The sequence below is a fragment of the Verruconatronum alginivorum genome (assembly GCF_056590205.1).
The window spans coordinates 5,164,656-5,182,757 of sequence record NZ_JBWPVQ010000001.1; the positions used below are offsets into that span (position 1 = coordinate 5,164,656).

Genomic DNA, 18,102 nt, shown 5'->3' on the forward strand with positions numbered 1-18,102 from the left:
GCCGAATGTTTCCGCGCCGGAACTTCGCTGAAGCGGACTGCTGGTCTAAAGTTTCTTGAGGGTTTCGGGCGAAACCGTGGTTAAACCGGGTAATTGTGAATGACTTGTTTCGACCATGGCGGCGTCAAACCGCATTTGTGATCTTCTGGGCGGTCGTCCTTTTCGCGACCACCGGTCATACCGGGGAGCGGGCGGAAGTTTCGCTTTCCGAACGCAGCGGGTTGGATGACCTGTTGCGCTTTGCGGCGGAGAACAGTCCGGAAATGCGGGCCGCTTACGAGGAGTGGCGGGCGACAGTCGAACGGGAACCCCAGGCGCGCGGCTTGCCCGATCCGGAACTCAACTACGGCTATTTCGTCCAACGGATGGAGACGCGTCATTCCGTTTCCTTGCGGCAGATGCTTCCGGGATTCGGGAAACGGGGCTTGCGGTCGGAGATCGCCAACCGGGAGGCGGACGCGGCGGAAGCCCGTTTTCACGCGGCCCGGCTCGCCGTCTTCGAACGGGTCGGCCAAGCGTATGCGGATTATGCTTACATTGAAGCGGCGGTGGAAGTTCTCCGGGAGGTCGACGCCTTGGCCCGCGATCTTCATGAGGTGGCGATGGCGCGGTTTCGAACCGGCGAGGTCGGCAGCGCCGACGTATTGCGGGCGGAGATGGAGGTGGAGGAAATTGCCGAGGAATTGCGTTCGATGTCGGAGATGCGCGAACCGGCCGCTGCCACCTTGAACGCCGCCCTCGGCCGCCGACCAACCCAACCGCTTCCCCGGCCGGATCTGGACGAGCTTGCTGCCATCGACGAACGGCAACTGGCGGATCTGGAATTCTGGCGGGAACGAAGCCCCGCCTTGAGGGCGGAACAACATGAAGTCGCCCGGGCGGAACGCGAGGTCGATCTGGCCCGTCGCGAAGGACAGCCGGATTGGATGGTCGGGGTAGAATACATGAACAACGCTGGAATGGTCCGCGACGAAGTGATGGTCATGGTCGGAGTAACCTTACCGATATGGCGCGAACGTTACGCCGCCGGACGTCGGGAGGCGCGGGCGGAGCGCAATGCGGCGGTCGCCCGGCGCGAGGCGATGGAAAACGAACTGGAGGCGGAAATCCGGATGGCCCTTTTCCGGGTCCGGGACGCCGACCGGCAGATGCGTTTGCACGGTGACCGGTTGAAACCGCTGGCCCGCCAATCATACGACTCCCTCGCCGCCGGTTATCGCGCGGGAAATGTCGATTTCCTCGATTTGATCGATGCCCAACGAATGTTGCTCGACCACAACCTCCTCCACCTCCGGGCGATCTCCGAACGGTTCAAAAGTTTGGCCGAACTCGACAGGTTGACCGGTGGCGGCCTCGGATACTCTTCGTCCTCTCCTTCGATCCATGACCACGAAATCCGCCAATTCTAAAATCGCCGTCACCGTTGGAGTGGTCGCGCTCCTTATTCTGATTTTCTTTCTCGGGCGATGGACCGCCGGATCGGACAATGGTCATCGGCATACCCATGACCATGCCGCGGCGGAAGTGACCGATGCGGGTCCGCCAGCGTCCGAGACGATTTGGACTTGCTCGATGCATCCGCAGGTGCGCCAACCGGGGCCGGGGCAATGTCCGTTGTGTGGAATGGATCTGATTCCGGCGGCGGCCGACGACGATGCGGAGGATGACGCGGAATTGCCCCGATTGCGGGTCAGCGAGCGGGCGGCGGCGTTGATGAGCGTCCAGACCTGGCCGGTGGAGCGCCGGGAAGTCGAACGCGAGATCCGGTTGCTCGGGCGGGTGAATCCGGATCCGGCGCGGCAACGGACGATCACCGCCTGGCTGCCGGGACGAATCGACCGGTTATTGGTCGACATAGAAGGGGCGAGCATTCAGCGCGGCGATCCGATCGCGGAAGTTTACAGTCCAGCGTTGATCAGCGCCCAGGAGGAGTTGTTGCAGGCGTTGCGGACCGCCCGGGCCCGGAACGCCGAGGATGGTCCGATGGTGCAAGCCGCCCGGGATCGTCTCCGTCTGTTGGGGATGACCGGCGAACAGATTGGTCAAATCGAAGAGCGGGGTCGGGTCGAGGACCATGTGACGATCCATTCTCCCCTCGATGGAGTCATCATCGAGCGGGTCGCGGTGGAAGGAAGTTACGTTGAAGCCGGGGACCGGATCGCCGCGCTGGCGGCGTTCGATTCGGTTTACCTTGATTTGGAAGCTTATGAACGTGACTTGATTTGGCTGCGCCAAGGACAGGAAGCCGGCTTCGAGATCCCGGCTTTTCCGGGAGAAACGTTCTCCGGTCAGATCGAGCGGGTCGATCCATTCATCGACGAAACCGGCCGAACCGCCCGGGTGCGGGTTCGGGTCGAGAATCCCGAAGGACGGCTGAAACCCGGGATGTTCGCGCGGGCGACGGTGAAATCACGACTCGGGGAGCCGGGCGGAATGCAGCCTTGGGCCGACGAACCGCCGTTGGTAATCCCGGCCACCGCCGCGTTGATCACCGGGCGCCGGGCGGTGGTGTATGTGAAAATCCCCGACACCGATCGACCGACCTTTGAGTTGCGGGATATCGAACTCGGACCGCGGGCCGGGGCGCATTACGTCGTCCGCGACGGTTTGCGGGAAGGGGAAATGGTGGTGACCCATGGCAACTTCAAGATCGACAGCGAACTCCAGTTGCGGGGGCGGCCGAGCATGATGGCCCCGCGAGGGGAGGGAGCGCCGGGGCATGATCACGGCGAGCACGACACGGCACCCGGCGAAGGCGATCCGCGGGAGGCCCCGGAGCGGCTTGGTTTCGCCGACGAGGTCGATGCCGATTTCAACGAGGAGATCGTGGAGTTGGTGCGGGGATATTTGCGTTTCAGCGAAGGGGCTGCGGCGGATGACAAGGCGGCCGCTCGGTCCGGAGTGGAACGGATGCGGGAGCGGTTGACGGAGATCGGCGAACACCGGCTTTCGGGCGAAGCCCATGTGTCATGGATGGAGCACTACGCCGCGCTCGATGCCGTCCTGGAAGCAATGGAGGCGGAGACCGACCTGGCCGGATGGCGGGAGCATCTCCAGGAATTGACCCGGGTGACGGAACGGATCTACGTCAATTTCGGCGGCGGGGCGATGCCGGAGTTGCAGCGGGCGTATTGTCCGATGGTATTCGGCGACCAGATCGGAACCTGGCTGCAAACCGAAACGAATGTTTACAATCCGTATTACGGGGCGATGATGCTCCGTTGCGGAGAGATCATTTCGTGGAACGACACCGCCGGACATGAGTGAGCAACCCCTTCCAACCACCGCGGGGCGGTCCGGTCCGTTGGACGGGATGCTCCGGTTCTTCCTTGAGCAAAAACTGGTCGTCGCGCTCCTGACCGCCGCCCTGGTGCTATGGGGCCTGGCGGTGGCGCCGTTCGATTGGGAAATCGATTGGTTGCCGCGCGATCCGGTGGCGGTCGATGCGATTCCGGACCTCGGCGAGAACCAGCAAATCGTCTTCACCGAGTGGCCGGGCCGGTCGCCCCGCGATGTTGAGGATCAAGTGACCTATCCGTTGACCGTGGCGTTGATGGGGGTTCCCGGAGTGCGCGAGGTCCGGAGCATCTCGATGTCCGGATTCTCGATGGTGTTCGTGATCTTCCACGACGATATCGAATTTTACTGGTCGCGGGCCCGGATCATCGAACGACTGAATTCGCTCCCCGCCGGGACGATGCCGGCCGGGACCAGTCCCGCGCTCGGGCCGGACGCGACCGGGTTGGGTCAGGTTTATTGGTACACTCTCGAAGGGCGGGATCCCGACGGACGACCGGTGGGCGGTTGGGATTTGCACGAGTTGCGGAGTATCCAGGATTGGTATGTCCGCAACGGCCTGCTCGCGGCGGAAGGGATCAGCGAAGTCGCGTCGATCGGAGGCTTTGTTAAAGAATACCAGATCGACGTCGACCCGGCGGCGCTGCGGGCGCACGACGTCACGTTGAGCCAGGTCACCGACGCGATCCGGATGAGCAACCTCGACATCGGGGCGCGGACCACCGAGATCAACAGCGTCGAATACATCGTGCGCGGAGTCGGGTTCGTCAAAACCGTCGACGACCTCGAAAGCGCGGTGGTTCGTCCGGGGCCGGGGAACATTCCGATCCGTATCCGGGATGTGGCGACAGTGACGCTTGGTCCGGCGGAACGGCGCGGGGCCTTGACCATCTCCGGCGCGGAAGCGGTCGGCGGCGTGGTGGTGGTGCGGGAAGGTTACAATCCGTTGGCGGCGATCAACAACGTGAAAGCCCAGATCGCGGAGATCTCCCCCGGATTGCCGACGAAGGCGTTGATCGATTGGGAGCGGGTTTCGTTGGCCGAAGCGAAGCGATTCGCGGAGGCGGCGGGATTCGCGGCGCTGGCGGATTCGGGGGCGGAGTTGAATCAGGAAGCCTGGCAGGCCTGGTTGAGGAGCAATCCCCGGGCGGAGTGGCCGGAGTGGATCACCCTCAGCCGGTTGTCCATCGAAGCTTTCTACGACCGGAGCGGTTTGATCCATGAAACGTTGGGGACGCTCAACGACGCCCTGTTCCAGCAAGTGTTGGTGACGGTGATCGTGGTGCTGGTCATGGTGCTGCATCTCCGGACCGCGTTGGTGATCAGTGCGATGCTGCCGTTGGCGGTGTTGTTTGCCTTTGTCGCGATGAAAGTCGCGGGAGTCGACGCCAACGTGGTCGCGCTTGCCGGGATCGCGATCGCCATTGGAACGATCGTCGACATGGGGGTGATCGTGGTGGAGAACCTGTTGAAACATCTCCGAGAGGCGAGGCCGGAGGAACCGCGGATCGAAGTCGTGTTCCGGGCGACCCGGGAAGTCGGGTCGGCGATCTTGACCGCGATCAGCACCACCATCATCAGTTTCCTGCCGGTCTTCACCATGACCGGGGCCGAAGGGAAGATGTTCGTTCCCTTGGCCTTCACTAAAACCTTCGTGCTGGTCGGGGCGATTTTCGTGGCGTTGGTGATCGTGCCTGCCGCCGCCCACTGGTTCATCGCGGGGCGGATCGATTCGCGTGGTGGGCGACGGGCCCTCTGGTTCGGGCTGGGAACGGCCGGTGTATTGGTAGGCGTTTTGGGGATTCTCCAAGGCTGGCCGGCGGTGATCGTCGCGGGTGCGGTTCTGCTGGTGGTGGCGGTCTATCATCTGGCGGCGGGCGATCTGCCGCGATGGTCGGCGGCGCTCCGGCCGGGGTCGGAGGAAAAGGTGCGGCGGACGCTCGGGCGGCTTGACCGGGCCGGCCGCGTACTTGGAAGTCTGGTGGCGGTCGGGTTGGTCGCGTGGGTGTTGACCATCTATTGGGAGCCGCTCGGACCGGAACGGGGAGGGGTGCGTAACTTCCTTTTTGTCGCGATCCTGATCGGGGGATTGCTGGGGGTCTTCGGATTGTTCGCGATGGTTTATCGGTCGGTGTTGGTCTGGAGTCTCCGGTTCAAGGCGGTTTTCCTGGCCGTTCCGCTCTTGGTGACGGTCTGGGGGGCGACAGTTTGGCTCGGTTTCGAGCGGGTTTTCGGTTTCATTCCGGCCACGGCGGAGCGGGTCGGGTTGGACGGAGATAATATCCGGATGAGTGATTCGTGGGTCTGGATGCATCATGAATTCCCGGGACTCGGCCGGGAGTTCATGCCGTCGTTGGACGAAGGGTCGTTCTTGTGGATGCCGACCACCATGCCGCACGCCTCGATGGGCGAAGCGTTGGAAGTCTTGCGTTACCAGGACATGGCGATCGCCTCGGTCCAGGAAGTGGAGACGGTGGCCGGGAAAATCGGCCGGGCGGAAACGGCGCTCGATCCGGCGCCGATCTCGATGATCGAGACGGTGATCAATTATAAAAGTGAATACAAAAACGACGACGCCGGAAGACGGATCCATTTTCGTTACGACCGGGAGGCCGGGGAGTTCGTCCGTGACGAAAACGGCGAACTGGTCCCCGACCGGCGGGGGCGTCCCTACCGGCAATGGCGCGACCACATCCGGAGTCCCGCCGACATTTGGGATGAAATCGTCCGCGCGGCGGAATTGCCCGGAACCACCTCGGCGCCGCGCCTTCAACCGATTGAAACCCGTCTGGTGATGTTGCAAACCGGCATGCGGGCACCGATGGGATTGAAAGTCCGCGCGCCCGACCTGGAGACTCTCGACCGGATGGCGGTCGCGTTGGAAGGAATCCTTCGCGAAGTCCCGCAGATCAATTCGTCGACGGTGAACGCCGATCGGGTGGTGGGAAAACCGTATTTGGAAATCCACATCGACCGGGAGGCGATAGGACGCTTCGGCCTGAACATCGAAGACGTCCAGGAGGTGATCATGGTCGCCATCGGGGGGGAGACTCTGACGACGACGGTCGAGGGCCGCGAGCGTTATCCGGTGCGGGTGCGGTATCCCCGGGAGTTGCGCGAAGGGATCGATGAAATCGAGAACGTTTTGGTTCCATCGATGAACGGGGCGCAAGTTCCGCTTGGAGACGTGGCCAAAATCCGTTACATCCGCGGGCCGCAGATGATCCAAAGTGAAGATACGTTTCTGGTCGCTTACGTCACCTTCGGCGGGGCGCCCGGGATCGCGGAAGTCGACGTGGTCGAGGCGGCCCAGGCGTATTTGAACCACAAACTGGATACGGGCGAACTTTCGGTACCTCCGGGAGTCAGCTGGCGGTTTGCCGGGACCTACGAAAATCAGCTCCGGGCGGCGGCGACTCTCCGGGTTGTTCTGCCGGTGGCGCTGGCGATCATTTTTCTGATCCTCTATTTCCAATTCAAGGCGGTCAGCACGACGTTGATGGTGTTCAGTGGAATCGCGGTGGCGTGGGCCGGGGGATTCATCATGATCTGGTTGTATGGACAATCCTGGTTCGGGAATTTCTCACTGTTTGGGGTGAACATGCGGGAGTTGTTCCAATTGGGACCGATCAATCTGAGCATCGCGGTCTGGGTCGGATTCTTGGCGTTGTTCGGGATCGCCGTCGACAACGGGGTCGTGGTGGCGACCTATCTCCGGCAAGTCTTCTCGGAACGGCCGATCGCGACCCGGGAGGAAATCCGGGCGGCGGCGCTCGAAGCGGGCCTCCGGCGTCTGCGACCCTGTCTGATGACGACCGCCACAACGATTCTGGCGCTGCTGCCGGTTCTGACGGCCACCGGCCGGGGGGCCGACATCATGATCCCGATGGCGATCCCGAGCGTCGGCGGCATGTTCTTCGTTTTGCTCACCCTGATCGCGGTGCCCGTCCTATACGCCTGGAAGGAGGAACGGCGGATCCTGCGGAGCGGGTAAGGGGGGCACACCGGTTTCGGATCCGTGGGTGAGTTTTGGATTGCCACGACAGGGCACGCATACGGAGGATAGAGAAGATACGGAAAGTGCTCTCCTCCATGAAATTTCGCAATTGGATGCTTCAGCTCCCGGATGGAACGGAAACAGGCCCGTTCGACTTTCATGAAATCAGGGATCTTCTGCCGAAGGAGTCGGATTTACTTGCCCGGACCTGTATCCGGTCGACGCGGGAAAGGGCGTGGTCGTCGCTCGCCCGTCATCCGCAATGTGGCCTCTTCCTCACCGATGAACAACAAGCCGCGACCCTGCAGCATATCCTGCCACCGGATCCGCCGCCGGCGCTTCTGAAGCGGTCGCGAAAAGGACCTGTTCCGCAGGCAACCAACCAAGGTCCTTCGCGGAGAGAGCGGATTCGTCGACAGGACCTGAGTTTTGCCTCGGTCCAGGAAATGCTCGATTTCAACGCGGTTTGCGCGGGGCAGGAACTTGTCCGTGACCGGATTCGGCACCGTCCTCGAAAATATCGTCCTCGTTCGCGGGTCCTGGAGTTTGTTTCCGGGGTTTGTCTCTACAACGCCCTCCTCTTCGTTCTTTGTTACGCGATCACCGTGTTGATCGCCTGGATGGGATTCCTGGAAGCGGACGGGACGCTGCCGGTCCTGGCACTGCATGTGTTGCTCAACAACCCGATCTCCGTGGTGAGTCTTGTTGCCGGCGCGAGCTTCATCACCATGAGCCTTTTCTGGTTGATATTCGTCATGCGGTAACGAATACGATCCCCGCGTAACGGGAGCCGCCGTCAGCGTTTTTTCAACGGTTGCCGGTAATCAACCGCTCCAAAATGCGGCTGGTGGGAACGTCTTCGGGGTTGATCCGATAGGCGTCAAGGGCGGCGTGCAGAGCTTCGTCGCGACGGTCGAGTTCCAGCAGGAAAAGCGCGCGGTAACGGAGGAGGAAAAAGAAGTCCTCTTCGGCGAGCTCGGACCAGATCCACCGGCCACTGATGCGGGTTCCGATGGCGCCGTCGTCGGGTCGAATCTGTTTGGCCCACGCGAGGCCCGACTCGACCGCTTCGAGGCCCGCTTCGAATTCCCGCATCCGCGAATAAATGGAGGCACGGCTCAAATAGAGATGGAAAAGGAGAGGATGTCCCGGGTTTTTCTCGATTCCTTCGGCGACCATTTCCAACGCCCGGTCGTATTCCTCGACCGTTCCGAGGAAATAGGCGCCGGTGATGAAACTGTTGAGGTTGGATGGGTCGACGACGGTCATCAGTCGATACCACGGGAGGAGTTCGACTTCGGAGGCCGGGGGCGGGCGCGTGCCCGGAGGCGTGTACGGTTTGACCTGACGTTCGAGGTAACCGATGAGGCCCCGGAAATCCGTTTCCCTGGAACGGATGACCGGAGTTCCATCCTCGGTCGTTTCGGTCCCGCGGGCGGGCCGGGTGTGGACGATCCCGTTGAAGTGGTAGGTGGAGCTCTTGGTATAAAGGAAATCCGCTGTCGTGGCGCGAATCTCTCCGAGGATTCCGGCGAAGGCGTTGTTGGATCGCGCCTCGAGGGTCTCCTGGTAGGTCAGGCCTCTGACGGGCAATTCCCGGCGCACGGTTTCGCGGACACCGTAAAGGGCGGCGGCGGCCAAGGCGACAAGCAAACAGGCGAAGAGGGTCTTGATGGTGGTGGGCATTTACAGGACCTTTCGTTGAAAAAGCCAAATGCCTCCCCCCAGCCAGGTGACGGAAAACAGGCCGGTGTAGAGACAGATTCCGATGAGGGCGGGGATGGCGAGAGGGGGTTCTCCTCCGACGAAGAACTCGACCGCGTCGAAAAGGCCGAAATCGGGCACGAGCAGAACCACCGGAAGCATCGCAAACCACGGGAGGGCTTCGCCGAGATTCTGCAAAAGGAGACCTCCGAGGAAAATTCCGCCGAAGGCGATTAATGCCGCTCCCATCGCCGGGAACACAAGGGTGAGCACCACGGCGAGAATGGCGAGGATGAGAATCGAACACGCTCGCATGAAAAGCATTTGGAGACCGAGTGCGTAGGAGAGTTCAGGGACGGAGGGTGCGGCGACGAAGACGATCCCGGCGAAAATGATCATGGCGGCCACCCCGAAGGCCGCCGTCGCCAAGGTTCGCACGATCAAGGTGGTGGCCCGTTCGATCGGGCGGGCGAGGATCAGATGCAAGGTTCGGTTTTCGATCTCGGGCGCGATCTGGCGCACCCCGATTGTCCAAGTCACGAGAAGCGCCGCCCAATAGCTCGCTTGGAGGTTGAAGCTGAGGACGAAACGCGCTCCCTCTACGTCCTCTCCGCCGAAGAACCGGCCGACCACGGAGAACAGGACCAGGATTCCGACGAAGATTCCGGCGAGCATCAAACCTTTGCTGCGAATGAAATCCAACGCGACCAGGCGGCCGAGGCACAGCAGACGCCGGATCGAGTCGGTGGTTGTCATGCTCGGGTTCATACGGCGCTTCTCCTGAACAGCAGGTAGGTGATCCCGAAAAAGAGGGCGATGTAGAAGCCGGAGTAGACGGTCAGAATCGCCATGGGCAGGAAGGGTAAAGGCGGCCAGACCTCATGGACGACTTTTGCTGACAGGTCGAGCAGCGTCAGCTGAGGAATCGCGTAATGCAGGACCAACAGGAAAAACTGCTGGAGCGTCCCGACATGGTCGTAAAGGAAGCTCATCAGGTTGAGGAAAACTTGTGACAGGAGGAAAAGCAGGGCGGCAACGGCGACGGTGGCCGGCAATGAAAGCACCATCGAAAGACAGAGCGACAGACTGGCCAGAATCGCCAGGCTGAGGAACTGGAGGTAAACGGCCTGGGCGAAGAGGAGGTAATTGAGTTGCACACCAAGCGCCCAGTGGCCGAGAAGAAACACCACCATGAAAAGCACGTAGCAGAAGATCCCGGCCAGGATAACACCGAGCAACTTCCCGGCCAGGAAACCGGATCGGCTCAACGGTTTGGCCAAGAGGACGTGTAGCGTGCGCCATTCGAATTCCCGGGGCAATTGACGTGCCGCGAGGTAGATCACCAGGAGGGAACTGGCTGTATTCATCACCTGCAGCGCCACTTCCCGGTAGAATTTGCCCAACCCCTGGAGGTCGACCGCTCCCATCCACCGCGCCAGAATCATGAGCGCGATGGCTACCGCGAAGACTGCATAGACCTCTCCTCTCCGGATCGCTTCCAGGCCGATCGTCTTCGCGATCAGCCAAGTGGATCGCCAGGCGCGTGGCTGCGCTACGGTATTCATGGCTTAGATACAGCTTGTCGGGCGCTTGCTTCGTCCCGGATCTGGGCGACGAAAAAGCTTTCGAGATCCCCGGCGATCGGGGCGCGCTCTTTTAGAGAATCGACCGTGCCTTCGGCCACGATCCGACCGTTGTGGATCATCACGACCCGATCGCACAAGGCTTCCACTTCGTGGAGTTCGTGGGAAGAGAAGAAGATGGTCACTCCGGAGCGTTTCAGGTCGAGGAGAATGTTGCGCAAGTCGTAGCGACCGACCGGATCGAGCCCGGAGTTGAGTTCGTCGAAAATCAATAATTCCGGTTCGGCGATCAACGCCTGCGCGATCCCGAGGCGTTGTTGCATCCCTTTGGAAAAGGTGCGCAACAACGCCTCCCCTTTGCCGGTCAAACCGACCCGGTCGAGGAGGGCGGGAATGCGATCCCGCAGGGTCTTGGACGATAAGCCGGAAAGGCCCCCGTAAAGTTCGAGAAGTTCGCGGCCTTTCAAAAAAGGATAATAGAGGGCGACTTCGGGGAGATATCCGACCCGGCGACGACTGTCGACTGATCCGGCCGGATGTCCGAGGACGGAAACGTGGCCTGCGGTAGGAAACTGGAAGCCCATCAGCGTCTTGATGGTCGAGGATTTTCCGGCTCCATTCGGCCCGATGAATCCGAGGCATTCACCCCGGCGGACGACGAACGAGAGATTGTTGACCGCCGTGAAACGTTCCTTCCGGGAGAGGGCATACTCCACCACCAGGTCTTTGACCTCGATCATCGGAGGGGCGGAGTCCGCGGCATTTTTCTTCATGGATGGAGGTTGTATATCTCCCATCGGCTTCGCCAAGCAAAAACGGGGGTTTCGAGGCGATTTTCGACGGCTTGGCCGGAGGTTGGGGCCGAGGGTAAAAACAGCGTTTCCGTTGTGTGAAAAATTTGTCATAATCGGGACGATCATGAAGGCGCTGGCGAAATCGAAGGGAGAACGGGGATTGTGGTTGGTGGATGTTCCGGAACCGGAGTGCGGGATCAACGACGTCTTGATTCGGGTCGATCGAACCGGAATTTGCGGGACGGATCTCCATATTTACACGTGGGACGATTGGGCCCGGCGGACAATTCCCGTTCCGATGGTGGTGGGACATGAATTCGTCGGAGAAGTCGTCGAGGTCGGTTCGAACGTAAGCGATTTTTTCCCGGGCGAAATCGTCAGCGGGGAAGGGCATGTCGTTTGCGGACGTTGTCGGAACTGTCTGGCCGGACGCCGGCACCTTTGCGCCCATACCGAAGGAATCGGTGTCACCCGGCCGGGAGCGTTCGCCGAATATTTGACCTTGCCGATGTCGAACGTCTGGCATCACCGTCCGGGGATCGATCTGGATGTGGCGTCGGTGTTCGATCCGTTGGGAAACGCGGTCCACACCGCGCTCTCGTTCGATGTGCTGGGGGAGGACGTCTTGATCACCGGTGCCGGGCCGATCGGTTTGATGGCGGCGGCGGTCGTGCGGCACGCCGGAGCCCGTTATGTGGTGATCACCGATTTAAACGAACACCGGCTTGGATTGGCCCGGACCCTCGGGGTCGACATGGCTTGGAATCCGCAGCAGGGACCTTTGCACGATGTGCAAAAACAGCTTGGGATGCAGGAAGGTTTCGATGTCGGCTTGGAGATGTCCGGAAGTCCGGCGGCATTTCGGGAAATGATCGGGGAAATGTGTCACGGCGGGAAAATCGCCCTGCTCGGGATTCCGTCGAAACCGATGGAGATCGATTGGGAAAAAGTGATTTTTAACATGCTCACCATCAAAGGTATCTACGGACGGGAGATGTATGAGACCTGGTATAAGATGACGACCATGTTGCAAAGCGGGCTGGAGATTGGTCCGGTGATCACCCATCATTTCGGAGCCGACGAATTCGAGCGGGGGTTCGCAGTGATGGAAGAAGGGGATTGCGGCAAAGTGATTCTGGATTGGACCGTTTTTCGATGAGGGGAGTATGAGCTTTTCAACTACGTGGAAGACCGTTCTGGAACGGGAAATGGAAGCGGTTCGATCGGCCGGATTGGAGAAGCGGGAACGGGTGATCGATTCCCCGCAATCGGGACGGATCCGGCTGCGGTCGGGCGAGGAGGTGCTCAATTTCTGCGCCAACAATTATCTGGGGTTGGCCGACCATCCGGCGCTGATTGAAGCGGCCCGGAAGGCGATCGACGAGTGGGGTTACGGGATGGCGTCGGTGCGGTTCATCTGTGGCACCCAGACGCCCCACCGACGGTTGGAAGAGCGGTTAAGCCGGTTCCTCCAAACCGAAGAGACGATCCTCTACGGCTCCTGTTTCGATGCCAATGGAGGTCTCTTCGAGGTTCTGCTCGGGCCGGAGGATGCGGTGTTGTCGGACGAATTGAACCATGCCAGCATCATCGACGGAGTGCGTTTGTGCAAGGCGCGGCGATTCCGCTATCGGAACAGCGATTTGGTGGATTTGGAGGCGAAATTGAAGGAAGCCTCGGATGCCCGGTTGCGGATGATCGTGACCGATGGAGTTTTTTCGATGGACGGATTCATCGCCGATCTGGCGGGGATCTGCGATTTGGCGGAAAAGTACGACGCGTTGGTGGTGGTCGATGATTCCCATGCGGTTGGTGTTCTGGGCGAAGGAGGACGCGGAACTCCGGAATACCGGGGTGTCATGGATCGAGTGGACCTGGTCACCGGGACGCTTGGAAAGGCGCTCGGGGGTGCCAGTGGAGGTTATACCAGCGGACGGAAGGCCGTCATTGATCTGTTGCGGCAGCGATCGCGCCCGTATTTGTTTTCGAATACATTGGCCCCGATAATCGCGGCGGTCTCGTTGACGGCGCTCGATTTGGTGGGGAAATCCCCCGAGTTGCGGGAGAGGTTGCATGCGAACGCCCGGTGGTTCCGGGGGGCGATGAGTGAAGGCGGGTTTGATATTTTGCCCGGGGAGCACCCGATCGTGCCCGTGATGATCGGGGACGCGGGGCTGGCGGCGCGGTTCGCCGACGCGATGCTGAAGCGCGGCATTTATGTGGTCGGTTTCAGCTTTCCGGTGGTACCCAAGGATCGGGCGAGGATCCGGGTCCAGCTGTCGGCCGCCCACCGGCGGGAGGATTTGGAGCGGGCGGTCGCTGCGTTTGGCGAAGTCCGGACCGAATTGGGTTAGCGGGATCGACCGTCGACGCGGGGGGCGGGAGAAGCGGGGCGATTTTTTGGCATTGCGGGTTTGCCTCGACCGGCGGGGCGTCCCAGACTGCCGGTTATTGGTCGCCGATATGTTTACCGGAATTGTTCAGGAAAAAGGGAAGGTGGTCGACTTCAAGGAAGGCGACCGGAGTTGGCGTCTCACGGTGGAGGCCCGGGAGGTGTTGAAGGATGTTGCTGAGGGAGACAGCATTGCGGTCAACGGATGTTGTCTGACAGCCACCGATTTCGGCGAAAGCCGGGTCTCGTTCGACCTCTTGGGCGAAACCGTCCGGGTGACCTCCTTTTCCTCCCTGCGCCCGGGCGATCGGGTGAATCTGGAGAGCAGCCTTCGCTTCAACGGGAAGGTCGGCGGCCATTTTGTGACCGGTCACATCGACGGAGTCGGCGAGGTGGTGGTGTTCGAAGCGCGGGGAAGCGACTATTACCTCCGGGTGCGAACTCCGGCCGCCAGTGGCCGGTATTTGATTTACAAAGGAAGCATCGCGATCGACGGGGTCTCATTGACGGTGACGGAGGTCTTCGACGACGGCTTTGCGGTTTGGTTGATCCCCCACACTTTAGACGTGACCAACCTCGGGGATTTGCAGCCCGGGGATGCGGTGAATCTTGAGTTCGACATGTTGGGAAAATACGTGGAATCCCTGTTGGCCGCCGGATCGGTGCCGCCTGTCCGGTCATGAAACGGCGGTTGAATATCCTTTTGGAGGAGCTCCGTCGGTTGAAAGAGGAGGGAGTCGCGGTCGTCGCCGTGTCGGACGACGCGTTGGGGCGGTTGCGGGAGCGGGTGGGGGCCTTGGCGCCGGCGACGACGGGTGGCCGGGAGGATCAGGACGTGCGATCGGCGGAAATCCTTTCCCGATTCGAGCCGGCCGGGGCGGGCCGATTGCCCGATTTCAATCCGGATTCCGGACCGGTGGCGAAAGTCAAAGTGAGCCGGACGCCGGCCGGACCCAAGTTGCCCGCTCCCCCGGCGGTGGTGTTGCCCGCCGGCGACAAGCAGAGCCGCTGGGAAGCGTTGCGCAAACAGGTGTTGGAGTGTCCGACCTGCAACGAACAAGTGCCGGCGGGGGGCAAAGTGGTCTTCGGGGTCGGAAACCTTGACGCCGACATTTTTTTCATTGGGGAAGCTCCCGGGACGGAAGAAGAGGCGGCCGGGGAACCGTTTGTCGGGGCGCCGGGTGAGACGCTGACGAAGATGGTCGGAGCGATGGGGTTGAAGCGCGAGCAGGTCTACATCACCAATGTGATGAATTGGCGTCCCGAACCGCCCAGTGGAATCGGGAGTCGGCAGCCGCGTCCGGACGAAATGGAATTTTGTCTGCCTTATTTGTTGGCGCAAATCGAAATTGTGCGACCGAAAGTGTTGGTCGCTTTGGGAAATACCGTGGTGAACGGCCTTTTCGGGGCTGATCCGAAGAGGAAGTTGAAAGACGTTCGTGGTCAATGGCGGGATTTTCGCGGCACCCCGACGATCATTACCTATCACCCGGCTTATTTGGTCCGAAGCGCTTCGATGGCGGTCAAACGGACCGTCTGGGAAGATCTCCTCGAAGTCATGGAACGGGTCGGATTGGAAATCACTGAGAAGCAACGGAATTATTTCCGGAAATAGGGGGAGAAGCGCCCCCCCGGCCACGAGGTTATTCATCGTTATAGCACCTGAGAATGTCATTGGGTGGAACTGAAGGGGGATGACGGGGTCTCAGGGGGTCGTTTTGGGGAGATGCGCCACGGTATGGGAGGAAATTCGGAGCATTGTTGGGAAAAAAGAATTGACGAAGGCCAAAAACGGAGGCAAATTCCTTTTCATAATCAATGTTAAAACGATTAAGCACCGACGGAAGTCACCCTGTTTTTGGGAATTTCTTGTTTGAAGCACGGCTCTCGTAATCCGAATTTCACCGAATCCACCTCTTTGCACTTATGAAAACCCACTCAATCGATACTCCGGCTCGCAAGGCCTTTACCCTGATCGAGTTGCTGACTGTGATCGCCATCATCGGCATTCTCGCGGCCATTTTGATTCCGGTCGTGGGAAAAGTCCGGGAAGGCGGTCGCGCGGCCGTTTGCCGGTCGAATCTGCGCGAAATGAACCGGGCCGCCTATTTGTATTCCCAGGATCATGGGCAGCAATTTCCGCATTGGGAAACGTGGTATAACCGGTCGCCTGAGGGTTTCAGGGAGTATATTTTCGAGGGGAGCCTTCAGCATACGGACGGAGTTAGCACCATCGCCACTTGTCCGACCCTTCAGAATATGGCTCCTTCCTGGAGCGTGGTCACCAACACCTATGCAATGAACTACCGGGCGGGGACGCGACCTGGCAGTACGATACCCCTTCCTTCCTGGGACGCGATTCGCGAACCCAGCCTCATGATGCATTTCATGGACGGTAATTTCCGCCTATTGGGCAATGGGCTGAATTGGTATACCTCGTTTGTTTACCACTCCTCAGGGGCCGGGCATATTCTTGACACCAGTTTTCCGCACGGGGAGAAGGCCAACGTCGTTTACTTCGACGGCCACGTGGGCACCCTTTCGCGGGAAGAAGCCGACATCGTCCGCCGATCCAATCGGGATGAATACCATGGCTTCTGGCTGGGAAATTCGCGGTGAGCCTTTGACATCCGATCTATGAACCACAATTGAAACCCAAGTGACATGATGCGAAAAAAAATCCTTCTTTCAGCGGCCCTGTTCTTTTTCGGCGCCGCCTTTTCCCAAGCGGAAACCTTCACCTACGATGCCGATTTTTCCGGCCCTGATGGGACATTGCCGGAAAAGTGGCATCCTCTTTTTCCTGCTGCGGGTGGAATCCATCTCGATAATGGAGAATTGATTATCCGGCGCGGCCCGGAGTTCTCGGAGGCCGAGGCGGGCGCCCGCCGGACCGTGTTGTATGTCGACGAAGAGGCGCACCTCTGGGAGGATTATGCCGTCGAAGTTTGGTTCAAGGACAGTCGTCAAGGCGATGTTCTGAACCAAACCCAAGGGATCGTAGCACGATGGCAATTGCCTCCTGTGTCGGTTGCCCAAGGGGCGGGATACTTCGCCTATCGTTTGGGTGATCAATTGCACATTTCGCGGAATTTTCATATCTCCAATGTGGATGTTCCTCTCGCCTCCGCAAATTTGTCGCAATCGCTGCAAGAAGGAGAATATTACCGGTTAACATTTGTTCTGGAAGGACCGAACCTCGAGGCGGAACTCTTCGATAGTAACGGGGCTTCGCTTGGGATCGTCTCCACGGTGGATTCCACCTATACGCGGGGAGCTCCGGGCTTGCGTGCCAATCATACTTTTTATGAGCGTCAAACCCGGTTTCGCGATTTCATTGTAAGTGGGCCCAGGACTATCCCGGAAAATCTGCTCTTGGCATCAAGCTTTGTCGGAATGAACGGAGAGATACCGGAGTTGTGGGACGCGATCCCTTCGGTGGATGTGATGGGCATCCATGAAAACGCCTTCCGGATGCGCCGCGATCAATCCACCACCGATTCGGATTCGGGATGGCGACGGACGATCGGATATATGGGGGCTGGTTCCGAAAACTGGAGCGACTATACCGCCGAGGTATATTTCCGGCATACACATCAGCACGATACTCAGGACATGCAAGGCGTGATCATTCGCTGGCAAGGAAACGTGCCGGACTTGGGATCGAATGGACAAGGATATGTCGCGCAGCATCGAGGACAGAGCGGTGGATCGGGCTCCCTGCAGATTTTGCGGGACTTCGTGCGGGCCGACGGCGATACGCCGCCATTGGCGGTTGTCAATCTCGACGAAAGTCTAGTCGCCAACGCTTGGTACCGGTTGCGCTTCACTGGTGAAGGGCCAAACTTGACGGCGGAACTTTTCCGGGCCGACGGCGTACGTATCGGGCATGCGACGGCGTGGGATGACACTTACGCAACAGGATCGGTTGGGGTGAGGGCTGCGATTGGCTTTCGGAGCCGGGAAACGCGCTTTAGCGGTTTAGTGGTGACCGGCAGCGTGCTCGATGAAGTCGCCCCGTTGCGGGTGGAAATTCTGCCGCGGACGGCTCAGGGATATTTCCGGATGAACGTTCTCGGTGAGCCATTGCAACCGATCGTGATCGACGCTTCCTTCGATCTGGTCAATTGGACGGACGTGCAAACGCAATACACAGACGGCGATGGAATTTACGAATTCGTGGATTCAGACTCCCTGAATCACGACCGCCGTTTCTACCGGGCACGTCCGGAGTAACCGGGCGACTTGAGTCGTCTCCGGGACCTGGGGATGATCAATCGCGACCATCTTTATTTGGTAATTGTCGGCCCCGTATTGGATCAACCGGTGCGGGGC

At 60.0% G+C, this 18,102-nt stretch carries 14 protein-coding genes; 10 read left to right on the forward strand and 4 right to left on the reverse strand.

Translation table 11 applies throughout. The annotated features are described in order from the left end of the window. Positions 1 to 95 precede the first annotated feature (95 nt). The 4 genes from ACWUI2_RS18930 (at position 96) to ACWUI2_RS18945 (ending at position 8,058) form a co-directional block, all read left to right on the forward strand. Positions 96 to 1,409 carry a TolC family protein gene (locus tag ACWUI2_RS18930; RefSeq protein ID WP_486984407.1) on the forward strand — a complete coding sequence of 438 codons (1,314 nt, stop codon included), beginning with the start codon at positions 96 to 98 and terminating at the stop codon, positions 1,407 to 1,409. Beyond that, positions 1,384 to 3,267 carry an efflux RND transporter periplasmic adaptor subunit gene (locus ACWUI2_RS18935; protein ID WP_486984408.1) on the forward strand — a complete coding sequence of 628 codons (1,884 nt, stop codon included), beginning with the start codon at positions 1,384 to 1,386 and terminating at the stop codon, positions 3,265 to 3,267. The genes ACWUI2_RS18930 and ACWUI2_RS18935 overlap by 26 nt, the downstream gene beginning before the upstream one ends. After that, positions 3,260 to 7,291: an efflux RND transporter permease subunit gene (locus tag ACWUI2_RS18940; protein WP_486984409.1), complete on the forward strand. Its 4,032-nt coding sequence runs from the start codon at positions 3,260 to 3,262 to the stop codon at positions 7,289 to 7,291. Before ACWUI2_RS18935 ends, ACWUI2_RS18940 begins: the two co-directional genes overlap by 8 nt. A gap of 98 nt (positions 7,292 to 7,389) precedes the next feature. Next, entirely contained in the window at positions 7,390 to 8,058 is a 669-nt protein-coding gene (locus tag ACWUI2_RS18945; RefSeq protein ID WP_486984410.1) for a hypothetical protein, read from the forward strand. A 43-nt stretch (positions 8,059 to 8,101) separates the two neighbouring features. On the opposite strand, the gene ACWUI2_RS18950 is transcribed toward ACWUI2_RS18945, so the two are convergent. From ACWUI2_RS18950 to ACWUI2_RS18965, 4 genes are read right to left on the reverse strand one after another with little or no spacing between them, the layout of a single operon-like run. Next, a complete protein-coding gene (locus ACWUI2_RS18950; protein WP_486984411.1) occupies positions 8,102 to 8,980 on the reverse strand; it encodes a tetratricopeptide repeat protein in 879 nt (292 codons plus the stop codon). Then, complete coding sequence (locus ACWUI2_RS18955; RefSeq protein WP_486984412.1) at positions 8,981 to 9,754, reverse strand: hypothetical protein; 774 nt, start codon at positions 9,752 to 9,754, stop codon at positions 8,981 to 8,983. 8 nt (positions 9,755 to 9,762) lie between these two features. Further along, positions 9,763 to 10,563: an ABC transporter permease gene (locus tag ACWUI2_RS18960; protein WP_486984413.1), complete on the reverse strand. Its 801-nt coding sequence runs from the start codon at positions 10,561 to 10,563 to the stop codon at positions 9,763 to 9,765. Next, positions 10,560 to 11,354, reverse strand: coding sequence for an ABC transporter ATP-binding protein (locus ACWUI2_RS18965; protein ID WP_486984414.1), 795 nt, complete (start codon positions 11,352 to 11,354; stop codon positions 10,560 to 10,562). Before ACWUI2_RS18965 ends, ACWUI2_RS18960 begins: the two co-directional genes overlap by 4 nt. 145 nt (positions 11,355 to 11,499) lie before the next feature. On the opposite strand from ACWUI2_RS18965, the gene tdh reads away from it, so the two are divergent. The 6 genes from tdh to ACWUI2_RS18995 all read left to right on the forward strand — a co-directional run bounded on the left by tdh (position 11,500) and on the right by ACWUI2_RS18995 (position 18,003). Then, on the forward strand, positions 11,500 to 12,534 hold the full coding sequence (gene tdh / locus ACWUI2_RS18970; protein ID WP_486984415.1) for an L-threonine 3-dehydrogenase: 1,035 nt from the start codon (positions 11,500 to 11,502) through the stop codon (positions 12,532 to 12,534). Between the two features lie 7 nt (positions 12,535 to 12,541). Beyond that, the gene (locus ACWUI2_RS18975) at positions 12,542 to 13,729 is read left to right on the forward strand and encodes a glycine C-acetyltransferase (RefSeq protein WP_486984416.1); all 1,188 of its coding nucleotides are present in this window, start codon (positions 12,542 to 12,544) and stop codon (positions 13,727 to 13,729) included. Between the two features lie 109 nt (positions 13,730 to 13,838). Next, the gene (locus tag ACWUI2_RS18980; protein ID WP_486984417.1) at positions 13,839 to 14,450 is read left to right on the forward strand and encodes a riboflavin synthase; all 612 of its coding nucleotides are present in this window, start codon (positions 13,839 to 13,841) and stop codon (positions 14,448 to 14,450) included. After that, a complete protein-coding gene (locus tag ACWUI2_RS18985; protein WP_486984418.1) occupies positions 14,447 to 15,382 on the forward strand; it encodes a uracil-DNA glycosylase in 936 nt (311 codons plus the stop codon). The genes ACWUI2_RS18980 and ACWUI2_RS18985 overlap by 4 nt, the downstream gene beginning before the upstream one ends. Before the next feature lie 311 nt (positions 15,383 to 15,693). Continuing rightward, positions 15,694 to 16,386 (forward strand): prepilin-type N-terminal cleavage/methylation domain-containing protein, encoded by a 693-nt coding sequence (locus tag ACWUI2_RS18990; RefSeq protein ID WP_486984419.1) that lies wholly within the window; start codon positions 15,694 to 15,696, stop codon positions 16,384 to 16,386. Between the two features lie 45 nt (positions 16,387 to 16,431). Then, positions 16,432 to 18,003, forward strand: a complete 1,572-nt coding sequence (locus ACWUI2_RS18995; RefSeq protein WP_486984420.1) for a hypothetical protein — start codon at positions 16,432 to 16,434, stop codon at positions 18,001 to 18,003. The last annotated feature ends 99 nt before the right edge of the window (positions 18,004 to 18,102 follow it).